10 protein-coding genes are annotated in these 7,446 nt (G+C 66.6%); 8 read left to right on the plus strand and 2 right to left on the minus strand.

The window, feature by feature from the left end:
• Window positions 1-432: 432 nt before the first annotated feature.
• Complete coding sequence (locus tag AC3WJE_RS20660; protein WP_493732723.1) at window positions 433-1,131, minus strand: EF-hand domain-containing protein; 699 nt, start codon at window positions 1,129-1,131, stop codon at window positions 433-435.
• 192 nt (window positions 1,132-1,323) lie between these two features.
• Between AC3WJE_RS20660 and AC3WJE_RS20665 the strand changes: the two genes are divergently transcribed.
• The gene (locus AC3WJE_RS20665) at window positions 1,324-2,103 is read left to right on the plus strand and encodes an arginyltransferase (RefSeq protein WP_493732724.1); all 780 of its coding nucleotides are present in this window, start codon (window positions 1,324-1,326) and stop codon (window positions 2,101-2,103) included.
• A gap of 86 nt (window positions 2,104-2,189) precedes the next feature.
• Here the strand turns inward: AC3WJE_RS20665 and purT are convergent, their stop codons facing one another.
• Window positions 2,190-3,377 (minus strand): formate-dependent phosphoribosylglycinamide formyltransferase, encoded by a 1,188-nt coding sequence (gene purT, locus AC3WJE_RS20670; RefSeq protein ID WP_493732725.1) that lies wholly within the window; start codon window positions 3,375-3,377, stop codon window positions 2,190-2,192.
• A 119-nt stretch (window positions 3,378-3,496) separates the two neighbouring features.
• Between purT and AC3WJE_RS20675 the strand changes: the two genes are divergently transcribed.
• The 7 genes from AC3WJE_RS20675 to AC3WJE_RS20705 all read left to right on the plus strand — a co-directional run bounded on the left by AC3WJE_RS20675 (window position 3,497) and on the right by AC3WJE_RS20705 (window position 7,364).
• Window positions 3,497-4,366: an SPFH domain-containing protein gene (locus tag AC3WJE_RS20675; RefSeq protein ID WP_493732726.1), complete on the plus strand. Its 870-nt coding sequence runs from the start codon at window positions 3,497-3,499 to the stop codon at window positions 4,364-4,366.
• Window positions 4,367-4,377: 11 nt separating this feature from the next.
• Window positions 4,378-4,659 (plus strand): hypothetical protein, encoded by a 282-nt coding sequence (locus AC3WJE_RS20680; protein WP_493732727.1) that lies wholly within the window; start codon window positions 4,378-4,380, stop codon window positions 4,657-4,659.
• Window positions 4,656-4,850: a type II toxin-antitoxin system antitoxin gene (locus AC3WJE_RS20685; protein WP_493732728.1), complete on the plus strand. Its 195-nt coding sequence runs from the start codon at window positions 4,656-4,658 to the stop codon at window positions 4,848-4,850. The genes AC3WJE_RS20680 and AC3WJE_RS20685 overlap by 4 nt, the downstream gene beginning before the upstream one ends.
• A complete protein-coding gene (locus AC3WJE_RS20690) occupies window positions 4,847-5,029 on the plus strand; it encodes a DUF4177 domain-containing protein (protein ID WP_493732729.1) in 183 nt (60 codons plus the stop codon). The genes AC3WJE_RS20685 and AC3WJE_RS20690 overlap by 4 nt, the downstream gene beginning before the upstream one ends.
• A 137-nt stretch (window positions 5,030-5,166) precedes the next feature.
• On the plus strand, window positions 5,167-5,967 hold the full coding sequence (locus AC3WJE_RS20695; protein ID WP_493732730.1) for a CPBP family intramembrane glutamic endopeptidase: 801 nt from the start codon (window positions 5,167-5,169) through the stop codon (window positions 5,965-5,967).
• 20 nt (window positions 5,968-5,987) lie between these two features.
• Window positions 5,988-6,551, plus strand: a complete 564-nt coding sequence (locus AC3WJE_RS20700; protein WP_493732731.1) for a PH domain-containing protein — start codon at window positions 5,988-5,990, stop codon at window positions 6,549-6,551.
• 9 nt (window positions 6,552-6,560) lie between these two features.
• Window positions 6,561-7,364 (plus strand): M15 family metallopeptidase, encoded by an 804-nt coding sequence (locus AC3WJE_RS20705; RefSeq protein ID WP_493732732.1) that lies wholly within the window; start codon window positions 6,561-6,563, stop codon window positions 7,362-7,364.
• Window positions 7,365-7,446 lie beyond the last annotated feature (82 nt).

The raw sequence follows: 7,446 nt of genomic DNA on the forward strand, positions 1-7,446 counted from the left end.
GGTTACGTTTCTTTGCACGAGCAAAGAAAGGTGACTCGCTCCGAAGGAGCGAAAGCTGTTGCTGTTGCTGTTGCCGTTGCTGTCACCGCAACGTCAAACCCAACAAGCAACGCCCATGGATCTTCGATCCCCGACCATCGGGCATAGCCCGATGGCGCTCAACACCACGCGAGCCAGTGGCTCGCAAGCAGTGACGCTTCGCCCCCGCGTTCGCGGGGATGACGACGGTAGACAGATGGCTGGAAGTCGAAGTCACTGGGTCCCCGCCTGCGCAGGGACGACGGCGGGTAGATGACGGGCAAGACCCTTCGCACCAAGTGCCATCTACACAGGCCACAACATCTTCCAGAACTCACCACATCAACAAAAACAAACAGGCCCCGGCATCACTGCCGGGGCCCGGTCGAATCGGCGCCTTGTTACTGAAACAACTTACGACTGCGGCGGCACCGCCGGCGTAGCCGGCTGCGACGGCTTGTCCTTGCCCGGCTGCCCCTGCCCGTCGTGCTGCCACTGCTTGCCATCGTGAGGCCCGCGACCATCACGCGGCCCATGACCGAATTCACGTCCGAACCGCCCATGCTTGGCCGCTGCTGCATCGAACTCCGCCTTGCTCAGCTTGCCGTCCTTGTTGGTATCGGCAGCGGCGAACCACTCATCACGACGCTGCTTGGCACGCGCCTCGAAATCGGCCTTGTCGACGAAACCATCCTTGTTGACGTCCAAACGATCGAAACGCGCAGCGAACTTCGGATCGGCCTGCGCTTCCTCACGGCTGATGCGGCCGTCCTTGTTGGTGTCGAGCTTGGCGAACAGCGCGCGCCCATGCTCGCCACGGCGACCGTGATGGTCATCGCGGCCGCGGTCACCGTAGGCGAACCGGTGCCGGAATTCGTCCGGCGTCAGCTTGCCGTCCTTGTTGGTGTCCAACTCGTCGAACTTCGCAGCGAGCTTCGGGTCCGCGGCGGCCTCGCTGCGATCGATGACTCCATCGCCGTTCTTGTCGAGCGCGGTGAACTTCGCGCTCAGCGGCCTGGCCTGGTCGGTCGGCGTGTTGTCGGCGGCGAACGCCACGCCGGCCGACAGGGCGGCCAGCACGGCGAGCACGAGAAGGGGTTTGCGGTAAGTCATGGTCTGCTCCATAGGAATTGGGCTGCACGATCCCGTCACCGGGATCCGACAGGACACGATGCGTACCGTGCAGGCCGATCGCCCCATCGCCGACATCAACGAGCCAGCGCGATCGGCGTTGACCGCTGGCCCGTCGCATTCATCCGCCGGACAGTCGCGGCGGCTGCGACGCGCAGGCGCTATGCTCAGGCCATGGCCATCCATGCCGACACCCGCGACGACCTGCGCCTGTTCCAGACCGGGCAGCACGCGTGCGGTTACTGGCCCGAACGCCTGGCACGCGACCTGGTGCTGGACCCGAACGATCCGCGGCTCGGCTCGATCTATCCGCAGGCATTGGGCTGGGGCTTCCGCCGCTCCGGCGATCTGGTCTATCGCCCGCATTGCGAGCAGTGCCGCGCCTGCGTGCCGGTGCGCATCCCGGTGCGGGCGTTCGTGCCGGACCGCAGCCAGCGCCGCTGCCTGAAACAGAACGCCGACCTGGTCGGGCGCATCGTCGCCGCGCAGCGTACCGACGAGCAGTTGGCGCTGTACCAGCAATACCTGCGCCACCGGCATCCGGATGGCGGCATGGACGACCACGGCGCTGCCGAGTTCGACCAGTTCCTGATCGGTCGCTGGTCGCACGGGCGCTTCCTGGAAATCCGCGATCCCGGGGAGCCCGGCCAGCGTGGCCGGCTACTGGCGGTGGCGGTGACCGACGTGACCGACAACGCGCTGTCGGCGGTGTACACGTTCTATGCCCCGGATGCCGCCGGGCGCGGCCTGGGTACATTGGCGATCCTGCGCCAGATCGAATGGGCACTCCGCGAAGGCCTGGAACACGTCTACCTGGGCTACTGGATCCGCGGCCACATCAAGATGGACTACAAGCGCCGCTTCCACGCGCTGGAAGCCTATGACGGCCGGCAATGGCGCGATTTCGCCACCAGTTGGGGCGCGGTCAGCGCGATTCCCTTGACGTTTCCGTAGGAGCGGGTCTACGTGGCCTCGGGCCATCAGCCGCGATCAGGTTCACCCGGAAAGCGTCGGGGCTGAAGCCCCTCCCACAGTGAAGTTCAGACCTTCAATTCGACCGTGATCGCCTCGGCCGCCTCACGCGCAGTCTGACGGGCGGCTTCAATGCTCTCGCCGCGCGCCAGCGTCACGCCGACCCGGCGATGGCCATGCACGCTTGGCTTGCCGAACAGGCGCAGCGCGGTATCCGGCTGGCGCAGCGCGTCGGCGACACCATGGAACACCGGCACGCCCTCGCCGTGCGCCAGCATCGCGCACGAGGCCGACGGGCCGTTCTGGCTGATCGAGGGAATCGGCAGGCCGAGAATCGCCCGTGCATGCAGCGCGAACTCGCTCAGCTCCTGCGAGACCAGCGTGACCAGCCCGGTGTCGTGCGGACGCGGCGAGACTTCCGAGAACCACACCTGGTCGCCCTTCACGAACAGTTCCACGCCGAACAGGCCCCAGCCGCCGAGTTCGTCGGTGACCGCCTTGGCGATCCGCTGCGCTTCGGCCAGCGCGACCGGCGACATCGGCTGCGGCTGCCAGCTCTCGCGGTAATCGCCGTCTTTCTGCCAGTGCCCGATCGGGGCGCAGAACGAGGTGCCGCCTGCATGGCGCACGGTCAGCAGGGTGATTTCGTACTCGAAGTCGATGAAGCCCTCGACGATGCAGCGCCCGGCACCGGCACGGCCGCCGGTCTGCGCATAGTCCCACGCCGCATTGATGTCGCCACCGGCGTGCAGCGTGCTCTGGCCCTTGCCGGACGAGGACATCACCGGCTTGATCACACATGGCAGGCCGATCTGTGCGACCGCGGCGTGGTACTCCTCGGCGGTGCCGACGAAGCGGTACGGCGAGGTCGGCAGGCCGAGCGTTTCGGCGGCAAGCCGGCGGATGCCCTCGCGATCCATCGTCAGCCGTGCCGCGCGCGCGGTCGGCACCACTTTCTGGCCGTGATCGCTCTCGAGCTGCACCAGCGTCTCGGTGTGGATCGCCTCGATCTCCGGGACGATCAGGTCCGGCTTCTCCAGCGCGATCAACTCGCGCAGCGCCATCGCATCGAGCATGTCGATCACGTGCGAGCGGTGCGCCACCTGCATCGCCGGGGCATCGGCGTAACGGTCGGCGGCAATCACCTCCACGCCGAACCGCTGCAGTTCGATCGCCACTTCCTTGCCCAGTTCCCCCGACCCCAGCAGCAGCACGCGGGTGGCGAACGGGGACAGCGGCGTACCGAGGGTGCTCATGGAGATATCCGGCAGGGCGAAAGGGGCGCCAATTCTACCGACCGGCACCGGGCGGGGATGGCACTTGAATTGTGATATCAATTTGATATCTTTTAATCCATCAACCCAAGGACGCCGCCATGAAAGAGAAGTCGATCGCCTCCCTCCCCGGCATTCCGCTGACCCTGCTCGTGATTGCCGCCTTCCTGGGCTCGGCCTGGGCGATCGTGGCCGCCGCTGCCGGCCAGTGGCCTCTGGTCCTGGCGTTGCCGGTGGCGATCCCGGTGATCGTCGTCGGGATCTTCCTCTTGGCTGGCCTGTACACCGTGCAGCCCAACCAGTCCGCGGTGCTGAGCCTGTTCGGCAAGTACGTCGGCACGGTCAAGGACAACGGCCTGCGCTGGAACAACCCCTTCTATACGAAGAAGAAGGTCAGCCAGCGCGTGCGCAACTTCGAGAGCGGCCGGCTCAAGGTCAACGAGCTGGACGGCTCGCCGATCGAGATCGCCGCGGTCATCGTCTGGCAGGTGGTGGACGCCTCCGAGGCGGTCTACAACGTCGACGACTACGAGAGCTTCGTGCACATCCAGTCCGAGTCGGCGCTGCGCGCGATGGCCACCAGCTATCCCTACGACCAGCACGAGGATGGCCAACTGTCGCTGCGCAGCCATGCCAGCGAGATTTCCCAGCACCTCAAGGACGAACTGGCCGAACGCCTGGCCGATGCCGGCGTGCAGGTGATCGACGCGCGCATCAGCCACCTCGCCTACGCCCCCGAGATCGCCCACGCGATGCTGCAGCGGCAGCAGGCCAACGCGGTGATCGCCGCGCGTACCCGCATCGTCGCCGGCGCCGTGGGCATGGTCGAAATGGCGCTGGCCGAGCTGCAGAAGAGCGGCGTGGTGCAACTGGACGAGGAGCGCAAGGCGCACATGGTCAGCAACCTGCTGACGGTGCTGTGTTCGGATCGCGGCACTCAACCGATCGTCAATGCCGGCTCGCTGTACTGACGGAGGTCTGGATGGATGTGATCGTGCCCTTGATCGTCGCCCTGTCCGGCCTGCCGGCGCTGGCCGTCGCCGCCTGGATCGGCGGTGCCGACGACGCGCGCTCGCGCGGGCTGGGCCTGCGCTGGGCATTGCTCGGCATGGTGATCCTGCTGGGCGCCGCCGCCCTGTACTGGGCCGGCGACAGTCGCCCGCGCGTCTATGCGGTGGCCATTGCACTGGTGATAGCAGTGAACGCACTGGCGGTATCGATGGTGCGGCATCTGCGCCGGGGCACCCCGGGGCCGAGCCGGTGAGCGAGAAAGCCGAAAAGAAGGCCTACCCGCTGCGCATCAGCGCCGACGTGCTCATCGCCACCCAGCGCTGGGCCGACGACGAACTGCGCAGCCTCAACGCCCAGATCGAATACGTATTGCGCGACGCCCTGCGCAAGGCCGGCCGGCTGCCCAAGCCCGGCGCCACTCCAGACAAGGAAGAAACACCATGAGCGATCGCTGGCAGTACCTGACCGTCGAGATCAAGGCCGGCCTGATGGGCAGTTTCAAGATCGAGACCGTGGACGAAGTCCTCAACCGGCATGGCCGGCTCGGCTGGGAGCTGGTGAATGTGGTGATCTACACCAGCGCAATGACATCGGCGCTGGCGTTCTTCAAAAAGGCGATCTAAGTGGCCCGGCGTGGGACGCTCGCTGTACTCCACGCCGGATAGCCCTGCCCAAAGGAGCATCGGGTATGCGCAGGCGCCAGAACCATTCGGTAGTCGAGGCCAGGCCCGACCGCCTGCTCTTCGAAATGGAGACATGAATGTCCACGACCTCCGCTCCACCTCCGGCATGGACGCACGACCTCAGGATCGCGCTGGTGCTCGCCCTGGTTGCGGCCCTGGCCGTCGCCGCGCTGATGCCCTATCTGCTGCATCTGTTGCCCGGTCGATTCGCGCACCTGCCGGTGCCGATGCCGGTGCTGGTCATAGCGCAATCGATGCAGGCCTTCATGCTGATCGGCCTGATGTCACTGCTCGGCTTGCGCATGGGTCATCGGGTGGGCCTGGGCGCCCCGCTGCTGCAACGCTGGATCGCCCGGCAGCCGGCGACCGCAGTCGCGTCGAGGCCGTTGCAGGCCGTGCTGATCGGCCTTGTTGCCGCGCTGATCATCCTCGCGCTGTCCCGGCTGATCGCGCCGCTGCTGCCGCACATGCCGCATCCGCCGACCAGAATCGGCGCCGGACAGACCGCGCTCAACGGACTGCTCGCCTCGTTCTATGGCGGCATCGCCGAGGAGCTGCAACTGCGCCTGTTCCTGATGACGCTGATCGTCTGGCTGGTCACCGTGCTGCGCAAGGCGGCCCCGTCGACACGCACCTATTGGGCCGCCATCGTCATCGCCGCGGTGCTGTTCGGCGCCGGACACCTGCCCGCCACCTACCACGCATGGGGCGGCCTGAGTGCCGTCGTGGTGGCCCGCACCTTGCTGCTGAACTCCCTGGCCGGACTGGCGTTCGGCTGGCTGTACTGGAAGCGCGGACTGGAGATGGCGATCCTCGCGCACTTCAGCGCAGACCTTGTACTGCACGTACTGGCGCCACTGCTGGCAGCAGCAACCTGATCGCTCCTCGAGACGCCCTCATGAACACCCGCCCCCTGCCCGCGGCTCCCCGCCATTACCCACTTGCCCCCGTCTGGGCTTGGGGTCTGGCGCTATGGCTCTGGCTGCCACTGCTCGCCGTGGCCTGCCTGATCGCGTATCTCGACATCGGCAGGCTTCACGCTGGCGAAGCTCGCCCGTGGGTGCATGCCGGCTTCTTGATCGCGATCGGCATCGCCTGCACCCTCGCCTACGCGCGTCGCCACATCGACCTGCAGGACGGGGAACTGAAAATACGCTCCACGCTGTTCACCAAGCGCGTCCCGGTATTGGCGATGCGCCTGGATGCCGCACGCGTGGTCGACCTGGCCGAGCACACCGAACTCAAGCCGGGCCTGAAAAAACTGGGCTTCGGCTATCCCGGCTTCCACTCCGGCTACTACCGCACCCGTGGCGGCCAGGGCGCGTTCTGCCTGCTCACCGATCACAGCCGCATACTGGCGATCCCGTTGCGCAGCGGCGAATGGCTGCTGCTCAGCCCGGAACAGCCGCGACACCTGCTGCAGGATCTGCAGCGGCTGGCCGAAGTCCGCGCTGCGGCCTAAGCTCTGCGCGTGCGCACCATCCCTACCCTGCTGATCAATACCGCCGAGATCGAGCTGCTGCCGGCGCGCCTTCTGCGTGCGCGCAGCAACGTCGATGCACGCGTGCTGACGCGCTCGGACTGGCTGCTGCGACGCAAGCGCGATGGCCGCTACCTCGCAGCCGCCTCGCAACGCGACCTGCACCCACTGCTGCCACGCCTGATGCATGAGCCCGGCATCGAGGCGGCATTAGACATCCTGGACGCCTTGCCCGCCAATCTCCGTCGCCGCCCCGTTGCAGACACGCTGCCACTGGATCGACTCGAACAGCGATTGCATCAACTGGGCCTCGACCCCGAACAGTACGCACACACCACCGGCCTGATCGCCGCAGCCGAACCGACCCATCTCGTATTCGCCGGCCTCGATCGCTACCGTCGGCCGCTGTGGCTCAGCGCCGCTGCCGCGCGCGGTTGGCAGCGCATGCGTGCGGGCGCAGCGCGCGATGGCATCGTGCTCGATGCGATCTCCGGCTACCGCAGCCACGACTACCAACTCGGCATTTTCGAACGCAAGTTCGCGCGCGGGCAGACGCTGCAGCAGATCCTGCAGGTCAATGCCGCGCCCGGCTTCAGCGAACACCACAGCGGCAACGCGCTCGACATCGGCACGCCCGGCGAACCGCCGGCCGAGGAAAGTTTCGAGAACACGCCCGCCTTCGACTGGCTGTCACGCCACGCCGGCAGCTTCGGTTTCCGCATGAGCTATCCGCGCGACAACCCGAACGGCATCGTCTACGAGCCGTGGCATTGGTGCTTCCAGCCCAATACGTGAGCCTGTCGTAGGAGCGGCTTCAGCCGCGATGGGGCTTTACCGGTAAAGCCCCATCGCGGCTGAAGCCGCTCCTACACAAGAT

This window comes from Pseudomonas sp. GW821-FHT07E12 (genome assembly GCF_058986605.1).

Bases quoted from the DNA above. Each gene is read 5' to 3' on its own strand.
- purT (WP_493732725.1), bottom strand. From the start codon at position 3,377: ATGAGCACCCTCGGTACGCCGCTGTCCCCGTTCGCCACCCGCGTGCTG.
- AC3WJE_RS20700 (WP_493732731.1), top strand. From the start codon at position 5,988: ATGAACACCCGCCCCCTGCCCGCGGCTCCCCGCCATTACCCACTTGCC.
- AC3WJE_RS20695 (WP_493732730.1), top strand. From the start codon at position 5,167: ATGTCCACGACCTCCGCTCCACCTCCGGCATGGACGCACGACCTCAGG.
- AC3WJE_RS20660 (WP_493732723.1), bottom strand. From the start codon at position 1,131: ATGACTTACCGCAAACCCCTTCTCGTGCTCGCCGTGCTGGCCGCCCTG.
- AC3WJE_RS20690 (WP_493732729.1), top strand. From the start codon at position 4,847: ATGAGCGATCGCTGGCAGTACCTGACCGTCGAGATCAAGGCCGGCCTG.
- AC3WJE_RS20675 (WP_493732726.1), top strand. From the start codon at position 3,497: ATGAAAGAGAAGTCGATCGCCTCCCTCCCCGGCATTCCGCTGACCCTG.
- AC3WJE_RS20665 (WP_493732724.1), top strand. From the start codon at position 1,324: ATGGCCATCCATGCCGACACCCGCGACGACCTGCGCCTGTTCCAGACC.
- AC3WJE_RS20680 (WP_493732727.1), top strand. From the start codon at position 4,378: ATGGATGTGATCGTGCCCTTGATCGTCGCCCTGTCCGGCCTGCCGGCG.